This is a genomic window from Sphingomonas sp. NFR04 (genome assembly GCF_900114095.1).
Classification (GTDB): Bacteria; Pseudomonadota; Alphaproteobacteria; order Sphingomonadales; family Sphingomonadaceae; genus Sphingomonas.
The window spans coordinates 1-16791 of record NZ_FORV01000008.1; the positions used below are offsets into that span (position 1 = coordinate 1).

The 16791-nt window shown below is 68.1% G+C and carries 13 protein-coding genes; 10 read left to right on the forward strand and 3 right to left on the reverse strand.

All coding sequences use genetic code 11. From position 1 onward, the window contains the following. Positions 1 to 1854, reverse strand: a 1854-nt coding sequence (locus tag BM009_RS18940) for a cellulase N-terminal Ig-like domain-containing protein (RefSeq protein ID WP_093298869.1), incomplete at its 3' end; no start/stop codon positions are given. Between the two features lie 601 nt (positions 1855 to 2455). On the opposite strand from BM009_RS18940, the gene BM009_RS18945 reads away from it, so the two are divergent. From BM009_RS18945 to BM009_RS18960, 4 genes are read left to right on the forward strand one after another with little or no spacing between them, the layout of a single operon-like run. After that, a complete protein-coding gene (locus BM009_RS18945) occupies positions 2456 to 2962 on the forward strand; it encodes a 2Fe-2S iron-sulfur cluster-binding protein (protein ID WP_093298590.1) in 507 nt (168 codons plus the stop codon). Beyond that, complete coding sequence (locus BM009_RS18950; RefSeq protein WP_093298591.1) at positions 2959 to 3948, forward strand: FAD binding domain-containing protein; 990 nt, start codon at positions 2959 to 2961, stop codon at positions 3946 to 3948. Before BM009_RS18945 ends, BM009_RS18950 begins: the two co-directional genes overlap by 4 nt. Further along, the gene (locus tag BM009_RS18955) at positions 3945 to 6284 is read left to right on the forward strand and encodes a xanthine dehydrogenase family protein molybdopterin-binding subunit (protein ID WP_093298593.1); all 2340 of its coding nucleotides are present in this window, start codon (positions 3945 to 3947) and stop codon (positions 6282 to 6284) included. Before BM009_RS18950 ends, BM009_RS18955 begins: the two co-directional genes overlap by 4 nt. 52 nt (positions 6285 to 6336) lie before the next feature. After that, on the forward strand, positions 6337 to 7095 hold the full coding sequence (locus BM009_RS18960) for an HAD-IIB family hydrolase (protein WP_093298594.1): 759 nt from the start codon (positions 6337 to 6339) through the stop codon (positions 7093 to 7095). A gap of 18 nt (positions 7096 to 7113) precedes the next feature. Here the strand turns inward: BM009_RS18960 and BM009_RS18965 are convergent, their stop codons facing one another. Beyond that, entirely contained in the window at positions 7114 to 7950 is an 837-nt protein-coding gene (locus BM009_RS18965; RefSeq protein ID WP_093298596.1) for a 23S rRNA (adenine(2030)-N(6))-methyltransferase RlmJ, read from the reverse strand. Between the two features lie 175 nt (positions 7951 to 8125). Further along, positions 8126 to 8704, reverse strand: coding sequence for a pseudouridine synthase (locus BM009_RS18970; protein WP_093298597.1), 579 nt, complete (start codon positions 8702 to 8704; stop codon positions 8126 to 8128). A gap of 159 nt (positions 8705 to 8863) precedes the next feature. Here BM009_RS18970 and BM009_RS18975 point away from each other — a divergent pair, with 159 nt between their 5' ends. The 6 genes from BM009_RS18975 (at position 8864) to BM009_RS19000 (ending at position 16765) form a co-directional block, all read left to right on the forward strand. After that, positions 8864 to 9448 (forward strand): RNA polymerase sigma factor, encoded by a 585-nt coding sequence (locus BM009_RS18975; protein ID WP_254772359.1) that lies wholly within the window; start codon positions 8864 to 8866, stop codon positions 9446 to 9448. Continuing rightward, a complete protein-coding gene (locus tag BM009_RS18980; RefSeq protein ID WP_254772360.1) occupies positions 9445 to 10422 on the forward strand; it encodes a FecR family protein in 978 nt (325 codons plus the stop codon). Before BM009_RS18975 ends, BM009_RS18980 begins: the two co-directional genes overlap by 4 nt. Positions 10423 to 10546: 124 nt before the next feature. Continuing rightward, positions 10547 to 13726, forward strand: a complete 3180-nt coding sequence (locus BM009_RS18985; protein ID WP_254772361.1) for a TonB-dependent receptor — start codon at positions 10547 to 10549, stop codon at positions 13724 to 13726. 108 nt (positions 13727 to 13834) lie between these two features. Further along, positions 13835 to 15370, forward strand: a complete 1536-nt coding sequence (locus BM009_RS18990) for a tryptophan halogenase family protein (protein WP_093298599.1) — start codon at positions 13835 to 13837, stop codon at positions 15368 to 15370. Positions 15371 to 15395: 25 nt separating this feature from the next. Then, positions 15396 to 16112 (forward strand): SapC family protein, encoded by a 717-nt coding sequence (locus BM009_RS18995; protein ID WP_093298600.1) that lies wholly within the window; start codon positions 15396 to 15398, stop codon positions 16110 to 16112. Continuing rightward, positions 16109 to 16765: a DUF6445 family protein gene (locus BM009_RS19000; protein WP_093298874.1), complete on the forward strand. Its 657-nt coding sequence runs from the start codon at positions 16109 to 16111 to the stop codon at positions 16763 to 16765. Before BM009_RS18995 ends, BM009_RS19000 begins: the two co-directional genes overlap by 4 nt. Positions 16766 to 16791 lie beyond the last annotated feature (26 nt).

Below are 16791 nucleotides of genomic sequence, written 5' to 3' on the forward strand. Positions count from 1 at the left end.
CTGCGCAGAGCGCGGCGAAGTCGAGTCGTCGCGGCCGTCGCCGGCCTTGATGACGCCCTGCTGCTGCTTGGCCCAGAGTGCCTCGGCGGCGTGGAGCGCTTCGGCTGCCATCGCCGGATCGCTCTGGGCAAGCGCGCGGCTCGCACCGGCGAGCCCCGCCGCGACCATCAGGTTGTTGGCCGGAAGGTCGGTGGTGAACGCCCAGCGGTCGTCCTGCGCGCCCGAGGCGCCGTTCTTGCGCTCGGCGGGCTTGAGCGACGGATCATAGGTCAGCCCGTCGGTCTGCGAGCCGGCGTCGCCGAGATGCGCATATTGGCGCAGCGTCGGGTCGACGATCCCGACGATCGCGTGCCCGAACACCTTGTACTGCGCGAGCAGCTGCAGCGCGCCGTGGCGGATCTGCTGCAGCGAGTCCTCGACGCCGTCGGGCTTGCGGATCTCGACCGCGCGCGCCGCTTCGTCGACACTGGTTTCGTCCCAGTCGAGACCGAACAGCTCGCGGGCCCAGACCAGGTCGCGCACCACCATCGCGTTTTCGGGGGTTTGGATGTCATAGTCCCCGGCGTCCTGGAAGCCGCCCACGGCGAGGCCGGGGATATGCTCGCCGGCCTTGAAGGGCGAATCCAGGTTGGCGCCCATCTTGTAGCCGTCGAAATGCGTGATGTTGGGCGGTGCCTGGCGTGCGTCGTCGAGATGCGAGGGCGCCGACCAGACGCGATATTGCTCGCGGATGCCGACATGATCCATCTGCTCGGCGAGGAACGTGTCGAGCGAGGTCTGCCAGATGCGCGCATAGGCATCGGGCGCGATGCGGAACGGGTTGGTCGTGACGCCCGCATAGCGGATGGCGTAGATGCCGGGCGTGCGGACGCTAGAGAAGTCGAACGCCGCATAGTCGTAGCGGGTCCAGTGTCCGCGCGGCAGCGTGCGCGCGCGCAGCACCGGCTCTTCGCGGCCATCGGCGGTGAGCCGCACCAGCTCGGCCTCGGCCGGTGCCTTGAAGTGCGGATCCAGCTCGATCAGCGCTACCTTGGGCCGGTTGGGCGTATAGCCCGCCTGGTTGAACGAGACGACCGGCGCGCGCACCCAATCCTTGATGACATTGGGCCGGACATGCCAGACGATGGCATTCTCCTTCGCGCCCTCGGCGATCATCGATCGGACGACGAACCAGCCATTCTGCGCGCGCGCACGGGCATCATAGAGTGTCAGCGGGCCCTGATCGGAGGTGATGGTGACGCGGGTCATCGGGTCTTCGGGGGCCAGCGTGACCGATTTCCCGCCCGACGTCAGCGGCAGCGGGTCTCCCGAGCCGTCCTTGGCCATCGGGCCGGTCGGGTGGCGCGGGAACAGCCCGGGGGCGGCGTCCATCAGATAGGTCTTGCCGAAATAGGCGCTCGGCAGGAAATCGAGGTTGAAGCCGGCCTTGCCCACCAGCGCTGCGGGCAGCGGGCGATCGAGATCGACGGCGATGCGGAAGCCGTCGCCCTCGGCGGTGACCTTCACCGTATAGTCGAGCTTCACGTCCTTGTAGGTGGAACGGACCACCAGCTGGTTGGGCTCCGTGCCGCGGGTGCGGCTGACAAAGGCGGGGACGGGGGCCCATTGTTCGGGCGTCTTGTCGAGGCGCACCGCGCCATCGGTAGCGATGCGGTTGCCGTGCAGCACGATCTGGATGCCGGCATTCTTCTCGTCGAAGAAGATCGGGCTGAACTGGTTCTGGTCGGCGATGACCGTCAGGCCCTGCCTCTCGAGCGTATCCGCCGGCGTGAGCGTCAAGGATTGGGCCATGGCCACGCCCGAGACGGCGGCCGCTGCCGAGGCGAGCAAGGCGGACAGAACCTTACGGTGCATGCATCTCTCCTGTGATTTTATCGTTGCCGGTGTCGCGCTCGATGGGTGGGCAGCCGGTCGGAAGGGGGGCGGGCACGCGTATCGCCGCGCCTGTTTCTGCCAGCCACGCTTGGCCGCGCAGCCATGGATGCCGTGGAATCAGCCGCTGCCGGGTGTCCGTTCGCGGCGCATCGAAGCCGCTGGCGCCGGACTTCGGGCGTTGCACGGCCATCGCAGCGAAGTTGAGGCGCGCCGGTTCGTATCTTGGACGATCGCATGCATGTCGACGCGCGACACAGCCCTTTTGCCAAATTCGCGAATCACGACCGCGCTCTCCTGATGGCTTTTGTTTTTTGCCATGCTAAGGGTAGCGCTACCATTCGGCAATTAGCTTTGTGTCGTCTTGCCTTGATTGCCGCGGGCCGGTTGAATTCGCATGATTGCGAAAGTATTTGGCGACAGTTCGTCGAAGCATCCGGCTGCTCCGCGTCGCGCGCCGGAAACCGCCACCTCGACTGCGTCGATCTTCGCACGTCGCGGCGAGAGCAGGACATGGCGAGGGTGGCACCAATTGCCCTGCCTGACGTTACCACCGCGCGGGATCTGCCGCCGGAGAATCGCGATGTCGCTGACCGTGAATGGAGCGAAAGTATCGGCACCCGCCGATCCCCGCACCTCGTTGCTCGACCTGTTGCGGGAGGAACTGCACCTCACCGGCACCAAGAAGGGGTGCAACCAGGGCGCGTGCGGCGCCTGCACCGTCTTGGTCGATGGCGAGCGTGTCCTCGCGTGCCTGACCCTGGCCGTGCAGGTCCAGGGCCGTGCAGTCACGACGATCGAGGGACTGGCGGGCGCAGGCGCGCTCCATCCGTTGCAGGTCGCCTTCATCGAGCATGACGGCTTCCAGTGCGGCTATTGCACGCCGGGCCAGATCTGCTCGGCGATCGGCATGGCGGCGGAGGCGGAGCGGGGCGTGCCGAGCCACGTGACCGACGATCTTTCCGCCACGGTGGCGCTTACCCGCGAGGAAATCCAGGAGCGCATGAGCGGCAATCTGTGCCGCTGCGGCGCGCATAACGGGATCATCGATGCCATCCGCGCCACGCTGGCGACGGAGATCGTCGCATGACGCCCTTCACCTATCTGCGTGCGGCCGATGCACCCGAGGCGGCGCGCCTGGGCACGGACGCCGGCACCGCCTATCTGGGCGGCGGGACCAACCTGGTAGATTTGCTGCGGGAGACGGTGGCCCGGCCGGAGCGCCTGGTCGATGTCAGCGCGCTGCCCGCGAGCATCGAGGAGACGGACGGCGGCGGCCTGTTGATCGGCGCGGCGGTGCGGAACACGGCGCTCGCCGAGCATCGCGCGGTGCGGGCGCGCTACCCGATGCTGGCGCGGGCGATCCTGGCGGGCGCCTCGGCGCAGATCCGTAACATGGCGACCGTCGGCGGCAATCTGCTGCAGCGGACCCGCTGCACCTATTTCTACGACACCGACGGTGCGCGCTGCAACAAGCGGGTGCCCGGATCGGGCTGTGATGCCCGCGAGGGCTTCAACCGCATCCACGCAGTGCTGGGCGCCTCCGAGGCGTGCGTGGCGACGCATCCGTCGGACATGTGCGTGGCGCTGGCGGCGCTGGATGCCGCCGTCCATGTGACGGGGCCTGACGGCGATCGCAGCATCGCGTTCGGCGATCTGCATCGCCTCCCCGGCGACGCGCCGGAGCGGGACACGAGCCTGGCGCCGGGCGAGCTGATCGTCGCGGTGGAACTGCCGCCGCTCGCCTTCGGGCGCACGTCCACGTACCGCAAGGTGCGGGATCGGGCCAGCTACGCCTTCGCGCTGGTCTCCGTCGCCGCGGCGCTGGAGCTGGATGGCGATCGCGTCGCCGATGTGCGGATCGCGTTCGGCGGGGTCGCCCACAAGCCCTGGCGCGCGGCAAAGGCGGAGGCGGCCCTGCGTGGGGGCCCCGCCACGCACCAGGCCTTTCTGGACGCCGCGGCCGTTGAGTTCGAAGACGCCCGGCCGCTCCGCGACAACGCGTTCAAGCCGGCACTCGCCGGCCGTGCGCTCGCAGCCGTGCTGCAGGCCCTCGCATCGGGAGAGACGGCATGAGCATCGTCGAGAATGCCAAGCAGGCGGCGCAGGGGCTGGTGCAGAGCGCGATGGAAAAGCTGGTGCCGCTCGCGCCGGACAGCTGGATCCCCGGCGGCGTGCCGGACCCGCTGATCGCGCGCAAGCACGGGCTGATCGGCAAGCCCCTCTCCCGCCTGGATGGCGCGCTGAAGGTGACCGGTACCGCGCCGTTCGCGGCGGAGTATCGCTTCGAGAACATGGTCTATGCCGCGCTCGCCTATGCCACGATCGCGCGCGGCCGCATCGCGGAGATCGACAGCGCGGCGGCGGAGGCGGCGCCCGGCGTGGTGCTGGTGATGACCCACCGCAACGCACCGCGCATGGCGACGCCGCCCGCGTTCGGCTCCTCGCCGACCGGCGTGGGGCCCGCCGACCTTCCCGTGCTGCAGGATGATCGCGTGCACTGGAACGGCCAGCCGGTCGCCTGCGTGCTCGCCGAGACCCAGGAGCAGGCGGACCACGCCGTGACCCTGCTGCGGATCACGTACGACGTGGAAGCGTCGACGACGTCGCTCGCCGAGGCGAAGGCGAAGGGGATCGAGCAGGGACTCTTCATGGGCCATCCGCTGCTGAACGAAGTGGGCGATGCCGAGACCGCCTTCGCGGCCGCGCCCCACCAGGTCGACCAGATCTATCGCACGCCGCGGCACAACCACAATCCGATCGAGCCGCACGCCGCGACGATGGCGTGGATCGGCGACACGCTGATGATCCACGATGCCAGCCAGATGGTGTCGCAGCAGGCACAGACGCTGGCGGACGTCTTCGGGCTGGAGACGGAGCAGGTCCGGCTCACCTCGCCCTATGTCGGCGGCGGCTTCGGCAGCAAGGGGCTGTGGGATCACCAGATCATCGGCGCGGCGGCGGCGCGTCTCTCGGGTCGACCGGTGCGCATCGCGCTCTCGCGCGAGGGCGTGTACCGCGTGGTCGGCGGGCGCTCGCTGACCGAGCAGCGCGTGGCGCTCGGCGCGCGCGCGGACGGAACGCTCGAGGCGCTGATCCACACCGGCCTGTCGGTGATGACGCCCCACAACAACATGCCCGAGCCGTTCATCCTGGGCAGCCAGGCCGCCTATGCCGCGCCCAACATCCTGCTCAAGGTGGAGGTGACGCGGATGAACATGCTCGCCAACACCTTCATGCGCGCGCCGGGCGAGGCGGTGGGCACCTTCGCGCTGGAATCCGCCATCGACGAACTCGCGGTGCAGCTGGGCATGGATCCAGTCGAACTGCGCCTGCGCAACGAGCCGGAAAAGGACCCCATCAACGGCCGGCCCTTCTCCTCGCGCCACATCGCCGAGGCCTGGCGGAGCGGCGCCGAACGCTTCGGCTGGGCCGATCGTCCGGCCGCCGCCACGCGGCGGGACGGGGAGTGGCGCATCGGCCTGGGCTGTGCGACCGGCACCTATCCCTATTACCGCATGCCCGGCGCCGAAGCCCGGATCACGCTGTCGCGCGACGGCGAGGACGTGCGCGCCAAGGTGGAGGTCGCCGCCGCCGAGATGGGCATGGGGACGGCCACCACCACCGCACTGGTCGCGGCCGAGCGGCTCGGTCTCGCCGTCGAGCAGGTCGAGGTCGTCTATGGCGACTCCGCCATCCCCGGCGCGATCATGGCGGGCGGGTCGCAACAGACCGCAGCCATCGGCGCCGCGATCATCGCCGCGCACGGCGAACTGGTCGGCGAACTGCTCAAGCTGGCCGGCAACGACTCGCCGCTCGCCGGCCTGTCCCCCGACGAGGTGGGGTGTGCCGACGGGAGCATGGCCGCGCTCGCCGACCCGGCGCGGCGCGAAAGCTATGCCTCCATCCTCGCGCGATCGCAGCGCGAGGGCCTCTCGGTCACCAAGGCGGGGTCGATTCCGCTGGAGACGATGCACTGGTCGATGCATTCGCACAGCGCGCTTTTCTGCGAAGTGGGCGTCAACAGCGTCACCGGCGAAATCAGGGTCCGCCGCTTCCTCGGTTCCTTCGATTGCGGCCGGATCCTCAACCCGAAGACCGCCGCCAGCCAGTTCCGCGGCGGCATCATCATGGGCCTGGGCATGGCGCTGATGGAGGAAACCCAGTTCGACGAGCGCAACGGCCGCATCATGAACCCCAGCCTCGCGGAATATCATGTGCCGGTGCATCTCGACGTGCCGGAGATCGACGTGATGTGGACGGACATCCCCGATCCGCACACCCCGATGGGCGCGCACGGCGTCGGCGAGATCGGCATCACCGGAGTCGCCGCCGCGGTGGCCAACGCGGTCTACAACGCCACCGGCCAGCGGGTTCGGGACCTGCCGATCACGCTCGACAAGCTGCTTTGATGCACGCGCAGGCAGCTTTTTGGTCCGCTGGATGGCGGCGCGGGAGCACGGCATGAAGCAGCTGGTCGCCTTCGATCTCGACGGTACGCTCGCGGAGAGCAAGCAGCCGCTCGACGCGCATATGGCGGCCTGCCTGCGCTCGCTGCTGGATCTGGCATTGGTCTCGGTGATTTCCGGCGGCGACTGGAAGCAGTTCGAGACGCAGGTCATCGCCCGCTTGCCAGCCGACGCGGATCTCGGCCGGCTGTTCATCATGCCGACCACGGGCGCGAAACTGTATCGTTTCGTCGAGGGCGGATGGCGGCAAATCTATGCGGAGACGTTCACCGCTGCCGAACGCGGGCAGATCCTCACCGCGCTGGAGCGCGCCGTGGACGATGCAGGCGTCCGGCCGGACAAGTTATGGGGCCCGCAGATAGAAGATCGCGGCACGCAGATCACCTTCTCCGCCCTGGGGCAGCAGGCGCCGATCGACGCGAAGAAGGGCTGGGATCCCGATCAGGCCAAGCGGATCGCGCTGCAACGGCAGCTCGTCACCCAGCTGCCGGGCTTCTCGATCCGGATCGGCGGGACCACCTCGCTCGACATCACGCGCGAAGGGGTCGACAAGGCCTATGCCATCGATCGGCTGATCGAACATGCCGCAGTCCCGCGCGAGGCGATGCTGTTCTTCGGCGACGCCATTTACCCTGGCGGCAACGACGATCCGGTGCGGGCCGCGGGTGTGGATAGCGTGCGGGTGCGCGACCCGGCCGAAACCGCCGCGATCCTGGAATCGCTCATCGCCTGGAACCGGCCGCTCCCCGGATGACGGGATCCGGACCGACGTTCATGCTGCATCACCCAGCCAATCGGCAGTGATCTCTCCGCTATGCCCATCCGGCGCCAGTGCGGCGCGTAGCGCTTCCAGCAGCGGCGGCAGCGCCTGGGTGAACGCGTAGGGCGGATTGACGATGAAAAGGCCCGCGCCGTTGTAGATGCCGGGCTGATCGGCATCATACAGCCAATGCTCCACCGAAAGGAATTTCGGGATGCCCAGCGCACGCAGCTTGTTCTTCCAGCGCTGGTGCGTCGCGCGGTCCTTCAGCGGATACCAGATCACCGTCACGCCGTGCGCCCACTTGCGGTGCGCCGCGGCGAGGGTGGCGGTGATGCGCTCGCGCTCGTCGGTCTGCTCGTAGGGCGGATCGACCACCACCACGCCGCGCGCCGTTCGGGTCGGCAGCATCGCCAGCCACAGCTCATAGGCATCACGTTCGTGCACGGCGGCAGCCGACCCGCGCATCGCGCGGCGCAGGATAGCGGCGTCCTCGGGATGCTTTTCATTGAGGATCAGCAGGTCCTGCGGGCGCAGGAGCTGCGCCAGGAACTGCGGCGAGCCCGGATAGAGGTGCGGCTCCGCCCCCACATTCACCGCCTGCACGGCGGCGCGATAGTCGTCCAGCAACGGGTTCGCATCGGCAAAGGCCCGCAGCACGCCGTGGGCGGCTTCGCCGGTGCGCTGGGCCTGCTCGCCGCCGAGGTCGTAGAGCCCGCAGCCCGCATGGGTGTCGATCAGGGTCAGCGCACCCTCTTTCTGCTGCAAGGCGCGAACCAGGGCGATCAGCAGGCTGTGCTTCACGACATCGGCGCTGTTGCCGGCATGGAAGGAGTGACGGTAATTCATTGAAGTCCAAAAACCTGCCGAAATGCCCCTTGTACAAGCTTCCGGGCAAGAAAGCCGATCGCGAGACGCTGGAAGCACGCCTCGAACCAGCTTTCGCGGTCGGCGGCAACCGGCAGCGGGGTCAGCGGTGATCGGCAACCCGGCCAGCCGGCGCACCTGCATCCGCCGAACGGCATCATCGTCCCTGCGTGCCGCGGCCATCCGGGCCCAGGCTGGAGGTCTCGAACTGGCCCGGCGCGATTCCCGCAACGGACCAGTCGCCGATCGACCAGCGGACCAGCCGCAGGGTCGGCAACCCGACCGCCGCGGTCATGCGGCGCACTTGCCGGTTGCGTCCTTCGCGGATGGTGATCTTCAGCCAAGTGTCGGGGATGGACTTGCGCTGGCGGATCGGCGGATCGCGCAGCCACAGGTCGGGCGGGTCGATACGCGCAACCTCGGCCGGCAGGGTCATGCCGTCGTTGAGCAGGACGCCCTGTCGCAAGCGCTCCAGTTCCGGTTCCTGCGGATCGCCTTCAACCTGCACGAGGTAGGTCTTGGGCATCTTGAAGCGCGGATCGGCAATGCGCGCCTGCAGCCGCCCGTCATCGCACAGCAGCAGCAGGCCTTCGCTGTCTCGATCGAGCCTCCCGGCGGGATAGACGCCCTTCACCGCAATGAAATCCGACAGGGTCGAACGAAGTGTCGGCGATCCGCGATCGGTGAATTGCGACAGGACTCCGAAGGGTTTGTTGAACAGGAGCAGCCGGGGCATGCTGCGCTCATAGCGTGCGGTTGCGGCCCTGTCGCTTGGCGCATGCCGGCGCCGCCAAGAAATCCTCGTGCTGCCGCGAAGGATTTCGCTATCCTTGGTCTCTCTGAGGGCAAACAGAATATCTGCGCGCGGCCATAGGAGGGTACGGCGACACGCGACGTGAAATCTGCGCTGGAGCGCCGCCAGCTTCTGGCGCGATGGGTCGCGTGCGAGATCGTTCCGCACGAGGGCCGCATCCGCGCCTGGTTTGCGCGCAGACGGCTGGCGCCCGAAGATGTGGATGAGCTGATGCAGGAAGCCTATTGCCGGATCGCGACGCTGGACTCCGTCGATCATATCGATTGCGGCCACGCCTATTTCTTCTCGATCGCGCGCAACCTGTTGCTGCGCAAGCTCAAGCGCCAGCAGGTCGTCCCCTTCGAGGCGATCGGCGAGATTGAGAGCTACCGCGACACGCAGACGCCTTCGCCCGAGGAGCAGGTCTCTACCCGGCTCGCCTATGAGCGGGTGATGGGCCTGATCGCAGGCCTGCCCGAGCGCTGCCGGCGCATTGTCGAACTGCGCAAGATCGAAGGCTGGTCGCAGAAGGAGATCGCCGCGCATATGGGCATGACCGAAAAGGCGGTTGAGAAACAGGTCTGGATCGGGGTGCGCGCCATCCGCGAGGGCTGGTCTGCCGCCACAGGATCGCCCGAGGCCGATGCGCCCGCGCCGGCGCCCGGCCGCAAGGCGGGCCTCCTGTGAACGAGCCCGCCCGCCTGGCCGAGGAGGAAGCCGCGTCGCTGTGGGTCGCCCGCATGGATGGCGGCGCCTGGAGCGAGGCCGACGAGGCGGAGCTGCAGCGCTGGCTGGCGCAGGACCCACGTCGCCATGGCCTGCTGCTGCGCACCCACGCCTTGTGGCAGGTGCCGCATATCGAACCGCAAGCCGTCGCCTTGGAAGAGGACGCGCCCCTGGATATTCGCACGCCGGGCTGGCGGCGGCGCGGGGTGCTGGGCGGGCTGCTGGCGGCCTCGGCTGCCGGGATCGTCGGGGCCTTGCTCTTCCCCGGGCGCGGCGTCGGCTATGTCACCAAGGTGGGCGAGATCCGGCGGGTGCCGCTGGTCGACGGATCGGTGATGACGATCAATTCGGGCACCGAGCTGCAGGTGCGCATCGCCAAGCGCGCCCGCGAGGTCGAGCTGGCGCAGGGCGAGGCCTGGTTCGAGGTCGCCAAGGATGCTGCCCGCCCGTTCGTGGTCGCCTCGGGCAAGGTGCGGGCGAAGGCGATCGGCACCGCCTTTTCGGTGCGCAAGCGCGACAACGGCGTCGAGGTGCTGGTTACCGAAGGCGTGGTCGAAACCTGGTCGGATGGCGAGGAGGCGCAGCGGGTGCGGCTCAGCGCGGGGCAATGCGCGCTGATCAACGACCACGCCATCGTGCATTACGAAACCGACAAGCCCTTGTCGGTCGATCGCGCGCTGGCCTGGCGCAGCGGCATGATCGATCTCGACGGTACCACGCTCGCCGACGCGGCCGACGAGTTCAACCGCTACAACGACCGCCAGATCGTCATCGCCGATCCCGATGCGGCGGGCGAGCGCTTCGACGGGCTGTTCCGGATCAACGATCCGGAGGGGTTCGCCGAGGCCGTCCGCAACGCGCTCGACCTGACCGTCAACACCAGCGATCCCCGCTTCATCCGCATCCAGCGCGGGACCAAGCCGCAGACCCTGTAAGTGGCGGATCGAAAAAATTCGTGTCGTGGAAGAATTTGCGCGAAGGAAAATGCAAAGCCGGGTCTCTAGGTACGTACAGGTCGCAAAGGCCTGACAAAAAGTAGAATGAACAGGGAGGGGTTTCATGGCGAACGCCACGTTGCGTGGAGCGCTTTTCGCGTCCACGAGCATCGTCTGCATGGTCGCGATGCCTGCTGCGGCGCAAGCAGCCGCGCAGACCAAACGTTTTTCCATCGATGCACAGCCGGCGGAGACTGCGATCGGGTTGTTCGGTCATCAGGCCGATGTCCAGATCATCGCGGCGCGCCGGCTGACGCAATCGGTCCGCACCAACGGCGTGCGCGGCGAATATACCGTCGGCGACGCGCTCAATCGCCTGTTCGCCGGCACCGGGCTGGTCGCGCGCCAGACCGGTCCGCGCACCTATGCCGTCGTCCCGAAACCCACCTCGGACCGGTTCGTGCCCGCCACAGGCACGAAGCTCGCGCTGTCGGCGCCGGGCGGGGGGACGCAGGCGCAGTCCCCGACGCCTGCGTCCTCCCAGTCCGCCGCCGCGGCCGCGCCGCAAGTGGCCGGCGAGGACGATCCCGCCATCGTCGTGACCGGGCTGCGCGCCAGTCTCGACAATTCGCGCGGGATCAAGCGCGAGGCATCGGGCATCGTCGATGCGATCTCGACCAAGGACATCGGCAAGCTGCCCGACGCCAACCTGGCCGAATCGCTCCAGCGCATCACCGGCGTGTCGATCGACCGCTCGGGCGGTGAGGGCGCGTTCATCACCGTCCGCGGCTTCGGGCCGGAGTTCAACACGGTGCTGGTCAACGGCCGCCAGATCGCCACGCCGACCGACCCCAGCCAGGCCTCGGGCCGCGCCTTCGCCTTCGACACGCTGGCGTCGGAGCTGGTCTCCGGCGTCGAAGTCTACAAATCCTCGACCGCGCGCTACCAGTCGGGCGGCGTCGGCTCGACCGTGAACATCAAGACCGCGCGTCCCTTCGACTATAAAGGGCTGAAATTCGGCGCGACCGTCGACGTCAACTATGACGAGAATGCCAAGAAGAGCGCCCCCGACGCCTCCTTCCTGTTCGCCGACACCTTCGCCGACGGCACGCTGGGCGTGCTGCTTTCGGGCAGCTACCAGCACCGCTTCACCCGGCTCAAGCAGGCGCAGACCGATGGCTGGCTGGTCAACCCCGCCATCCCCGCCAATCAGGTCAATGGCGGCGCCGGGCTGGTCGGCTCGGGCAACCCGCAGGGCAACATCTTCATCCCGCAGAATTTCGACACCAAGGTCACGCGCGAGGATCGCGAGCGGATCGGCGGCACGCTGGTGCTGCAATATCGGCCGAGCGACGCGGTGACGGTGACCGCCGACGGGCTCTACACCAAGTTCACCAACACCACCGATGCACGTTCCTACGGCCATTGGTTCACCGCCTCCAGCCTGACCAACGTCAAGACCGACGCCAACGGCACCGCGATCGACCTGACCCAGGCGACCGGCATCGCCACCGACTTCCACGACAAGAAGTTCGACAAGCGCACCAACACGCGTGCCGTCGGCCTCAACGTCGAGTGGCAGGTCTCGCCGACGATCACCGCCAGCCTCGACGGCACCTATTCGCTCGCCAAGGAAGACCCCAATGGCGGCAAGGAAGCCTATCTGGCGCTGCTCGGCTATCTGACCGGCTCGTCGCGCTATCAGTCGGACGGGTCGCGGCTGCCCTGGCAGACCGAGACGCTGCCGACCTTCGCCGACCCGACCAACCGCTGCGGCAGCGCCGTCACCGATTCTGGCCGGCCGGGCAGCACCACCGTGGTGGGCGCGGGCCAGCCGATGTGCCAGCACGTGATGCTGCTGCGCGGCTATGGCATCCGCGACGAGGTGAAGCAGGGCCGCGCCGACTTCACCTACAAGGGCGACAGCCTGGAAGGGCTGGTGAAGGCGAGCAGCGGCTTCTACTGGTCCGAGGACAAGAAGGACACGTCGCTCTATTCCAACGACGGCGGTACCGGCTGCACGACCTGCGGCTACAATCTGCCGGCACCTCCCGGCGTGGCGATCACCACCTTCAACGCCGGCAGCAACTTCCTGTCGGGGGTGAGCGGATCGAACCGGCTGCCGACCCAGTGGCAGACCTTTGACGGCCCTGCGCTGTTCAACGCCATCACCGCGCAGCAGGGACCGGGCTTCACCTTCGCGCCGCCGCTGGTCAACGACACCATCGTCAAGGAGCGGGTGATCGGCGGCTATCTCGAGACCGAATGGCACGGCGCGGTTGCCGGCCGGCCGATCTCGATCGTGGCGGGGGTGCGCTTCGAGGATACCTCGACCAACGTCAACGGCCTCGCCACCGCCTATACCGCGCTGGTCAAGCTCGCCAACGACCAGACCCAGTATGGCTCGACCGCCTCGGGCACGACCCGCACGATCGGGACGACCCATTATACCGACATCCTGCCCAACATCGCGCTGAAGTGGCAGGTCTCCAACGCGTTCACCGTGCGCTTCGCCGCCTCGCAGACGATCACCCGGCCGACGCTGGAGCAGCTTTCGCCGGTGACGACGCTGGTGACGCTGCGCCCCGGCAACTTCGCCGCCAGCCGCGGCAATGCCGACCTCAAGCCGTTCAAGGCGAGCAATCTCGATGTGTCGTTCGAATATTATTACGGCCGCTCGAGCTATGTGTCGCTGGGCGGCTATCTGAAGAACGTCAACAACTTCATCGTGCTCAACCAGACCACCGGGCCCGTCGCCGGAACCACCGGCTCGCTGCTGGATCCGGCCACCGGGCTCCCGGCGCAGTTCACCATCACCGCCCCGGTCAACGGGCAGGATGCGACGGTGACCGGTCTGGAGGCCGCGTGGCAGCACGCGTTCGGCGACACCGGCTTCGGCTTCCAGCTCAATGGCACGCTGGTCGGGTCCAACCGCCACCTCAACCCGCAGGATCTCAGCAACAAGTTCGCGCTGACCGGCCTGTCCAACTCGGCCAATGCGGTGGCCTTTTACGACGCGCACGGGATCGAGGCACGGGTGGCGTTCAACTGGCGCGACCACTTCCTCCAGTATCTCGCCCCGCCGCCGCTCAACGGCGCAGGCCAGGCGGTCACCCAGGTGCGCGCCTATTCGCAGGTCGATGCCAGCCTGACCTACCACTTCACCCCGCAGGTGGCGGTCTTCGCCGAGGGCGCCAACCTGACCAAGTCGATCGCCTTCAAATATGCCTATTACGCCAACCAGTTCCTCAATGCCGAGGATACCGGGCGGCGGTTCAAGCTGGGCGCCCGGATCAGCTTCTGATCGGACGCAACGGGGGATCGGGGCCGGGCAGGGAAACCTGTCCGGCCGCCTTTGTCGGCGGCGCAATCATGCTAGACCGGCGCGTAAGAGAGGGATGTCGGGGATCTGATGAGTCGGCATATTCAGTCGGTCTGCATCGTCGGGGGCGGCTCGGCCGGGTGGCTCACCGCGGCGCTGATCGCCGCGCGGCACGGGCCCGATCTGCAGGTCACGCTGGTCGAGAGTGTGCGGATGGGGATCATCGGGGTAGGCGAGGGGACTTGGCCGACGATGCGCAACACGCTGCGCAAGATCGGCATTTCCGAAACCGACTTCCTGCGCACCTGCAAGGCCTCGTTCAAGCAGGGCGCCAAGTTCGCCGGCTGGCGGACCGGCGCGGCCGATGATTTCTACTATCACCCGCTGGTCCTGCCCGAAGGCTTTCCCAGCGTGGACCTGGCGCCGTTCTGGAATGCGCAGGCGGACGCGGCGGGGACGCCGTCCTTTTCCGATGCGGTGTGCTTCCAGGAATTCCTCTGCGAGCACCATCTCGCGCCCAAGCAGATCACCTCGCCCGAATATGGCGGCATCGCCAACTATGCCTATCATCTCGACGCGGTGCGGCTGGGCGAGATGCTGCGCGACCACTGCGTCGGCAAGCTGGGCGTCCGCCATGTCGACGACGACATCATCGAGGTCGAGCAAGCCGAGAATGGCGATGTGACCGCCGTCATCGGCCAGCGGCACGGGGGCATCGCCGCCGACCTGTTCGTCGACTGCAGCGGCTTTTCCTCGCTGCTGCTCGGGCAGACGCTGGCCGTGCCGTTCATCGACTGCAGCGACGTGCTGTTCATCGACCGCGCGCTGGCGGTGCAGGTGCCCTATGAAAGCGAGGACGCGCCGATCGTCTCGCACACCGTCTCCACCGCGCAGGACCATGGCTGGATCTGGGACATCGGGCTGCAGAACCGGCGCGGGGTGGGCTATGTCTATTCCAGCCGGCATGCCGGCGCCGATCGGGTGGAGGAGGCGCTCGCCGCCTATGTCGGCCCGGCCTTTGCCGAGCTTACCCCGCGCGAGATCACCATCCAATCGGGCCACCGCGAAACCTTCTGGAAGAACAATGTCGTCGCGGTCGGGCTGGCGGCGGGGTTCCTCGAGCCGCTGGAGGCCTCGGCGCTGGTGCTGATCGAGCTTTCGGCCGACTATATCGCCAGCGCCATGCCCGCGACGCGCAGCGCGATGGACATCGTCGCGCGCCGCTTCAACGAGATGACGCGCTATCGCTGGGACCGGATCATCGAGTTCCTCAAGCTCCACTATATGCTGTCCGAGCGCGAGGACACCGCCTTCTGGCGCGACAATCGCGACCCCGCGACCATCCCGCAGCCGCTGCAGGACCTGCTCGAGCTGTGGCGCCACACCCCGCCCGGCGAGCATGACTTCGCCAGCGCGCACGAGATGTTTCCGGCGGCGAGCTACCAATATGTGCTCTACGGCATGGGCTTCCGCACCGCCTCCCGCCCCGGTGCTCTTGCCGCCCGGCACGCCGCGGAGGATGCGTTCGAGCGCGTCGCCGCGATGAAGCAGCGGCTGGGTGCCGCAATGCCCACCAACCGCGCGCTGCTCGACAAGCTGGCGCAATATCGCTTCCAGCCCGTCTGACCCCGCCTGCCGTGAAAGAGAGCGCATGAATCTGGTGCAACTGACCCGCAAGGACCATGCCGGGCTGCGGCTCGATCCGCCCCGCGCGCTCGCGGCGGCGGCGAGTGTGCACCTCGTGCCGCTGGTCGCGGGGGAGATCCGCAAGGTGGCGAGCCAGTTTCCCGTCTTCCTCGCCAAGGATGCGGAGACCGGCCAGTTCTACCCCGCCGCGCTGCTGGGGCTGGAACCGCAGGAAAATCTGTTCTGGGACGGCACGACGTTCGATGCCGATCATGTGCCGCTCAACCTGTTGCGGCTGCCCTTCTTCGTCGGCAGCGGGCACCTCGAAGGACAGGTCTGCATCGACAGCGACAGCGCCGCGATCACGCCCGAAGGTCCGGTCGGCATCGTCGAGGCCGACGGGAGCGACAGCGCCTATCTCCAGTCGGTGCAGGCGATCCTCGGCCAGCTGGTCGCGGAACAGGCGCCTACCGCGGCGCTGGTCGCGCTGGTCACCGAACATCGGCTGGTCAGCGAAGTGAAGCTGGACGTTGCCTTCCACAACGGCACGTCCGCCGCGCTGTCCGGCCTCTACGGCATCGACGAGCGCGCGCTGGGCCGCAAGGCGGCGGCGCTCGGCGACTGGGACCAGGTGATGCTGCTCGCGGCGATGGCGCTGTCGCTCGATCATGTGGCCGGACTGGTGCGGCGCAAGAATGCCCGGCTCGCGGCCGAGGCGGCGTGGTTCGCGCCGGGCGCATGACCGCCGCGGCAACGCGGATGGGGGTGGAGCAGGTGCCGCTGTGGCAGCGCGACGATGCCCATCCCGCGCCCGCCGCGCTGGTCGGCGCGGCGGAACGCCTCGCGTTCGGGCGGGAAGAAGGCGACCTCTACCCCGGCATGCGCGCGCCGGTGCCGGAAGGATATGCCGATTGGCTGATGCGCACGGCCGCAGACCTGCTGGGCGGCGCTCCCGCCGTCCTGCGGGCGAGCTTCGCGGTGGCCAGCGACGATCCCGCTCGGCTCGCCCCCATCCAGCGCATCCCGCATTTCGACGACTGCTCGGACGCGATCGTCGCGGCGATCCATTATCTCTGCGCCGCGCCCCATGGCGGCACCAGTTTCTACCGGCACCGAACGACCGGCTTCGAGCGCATCACCGCCGACCGCCTGCCGCTCTGGCGCCAGGCACTGTCCCGCGACGGCCAGGCCCATGGCCTTCCCCCCAAGGCCTATCACGATGGCGACAGCCCTACCTTCCTCCGGATCGGCCAGGCCGCGATCGCGTTCAACCGCCTGATCCTCTACCCCGCCAATTGCCTGCATGCCGGCGACGTCGCGGGCTCCTGGCAAGCTGCCGCCGCGAGCCCCCGCCTGACCGTGACGTCGCTGCTGCGGCTCGATCGACCCGCCTGACCAGGCCCGCGTCCGCCCGCTCTCAC

Coding starts and splice junctions, on each gene's coding strand:
- BM009_RS18945 (WP_093298590.1), top strand. CDS start 2,456: ATGTCGCTGACCGTGAATGGAGCGAAAGTATCGGCACCCGCCGATCCC.
- BM009_RS18950 (WP_093298591.1), top strand. CDS start 2,959: ATGACGCCCTTCACCTATCTGCGTGCGGCCGATGCACCCGAGGCGGCG.
- BM009_RS18955 (WP_093298593.1), top strand. CDS start 3,945: ATGAGCATCGTCGAGAATGCCAAGCAGGCGGCGCAGGGGCTGGTGCAG.
- BM009_RS18960 (WP_093298594.1), top strand. CDS start 6,337: ATGAAGCAGCTGGTCGCCTTCGATCTCGACGGTACGCTCGCGGAGAGC.
- BM009_RS18965 (WP_093298596.1), bottom strand. CDS start 7,950: ATGAATTACCGTCACTCCTTCCATGCCGGCAACAGCGCCGATGTCGTG.
- BM009_RS18970 (WP_093298597.1), bottom strand. CDS start 8,704: ATGCCCCGGCTGCTCCTGTTCAACAAACCCTTCGGAGTCCTGTCGCAA.
- BM009_RS18985 (WP_254772361.1), top strand. CDS start 10,547: ATGGCGAACGCCACGTTGCGTGGAGCGCTTTTCGCGTCCACGAGCATC.
- BM009_RS18990 (WP_093298599.1), top strand. CDS start 13,835: ATGAGTCGGCATATTCAGTCGGTCTGCATCGTCGGGGGCGGCTCGGCC.
- BM009_RS18995 (WP_093298600.1), top strand. CDS start 15,396: ATGAATCTGGTGCAACTGACCCGCAAGGACCATGCCGGGCTGCGGCTC.
- BM009_RS19000 (WP_093298874.1), top strand. CDS start 16,109: ATGACCGCCGCGGCAACGCGGATGGGGGTGGAGCAGGTGCCGCTGTGG.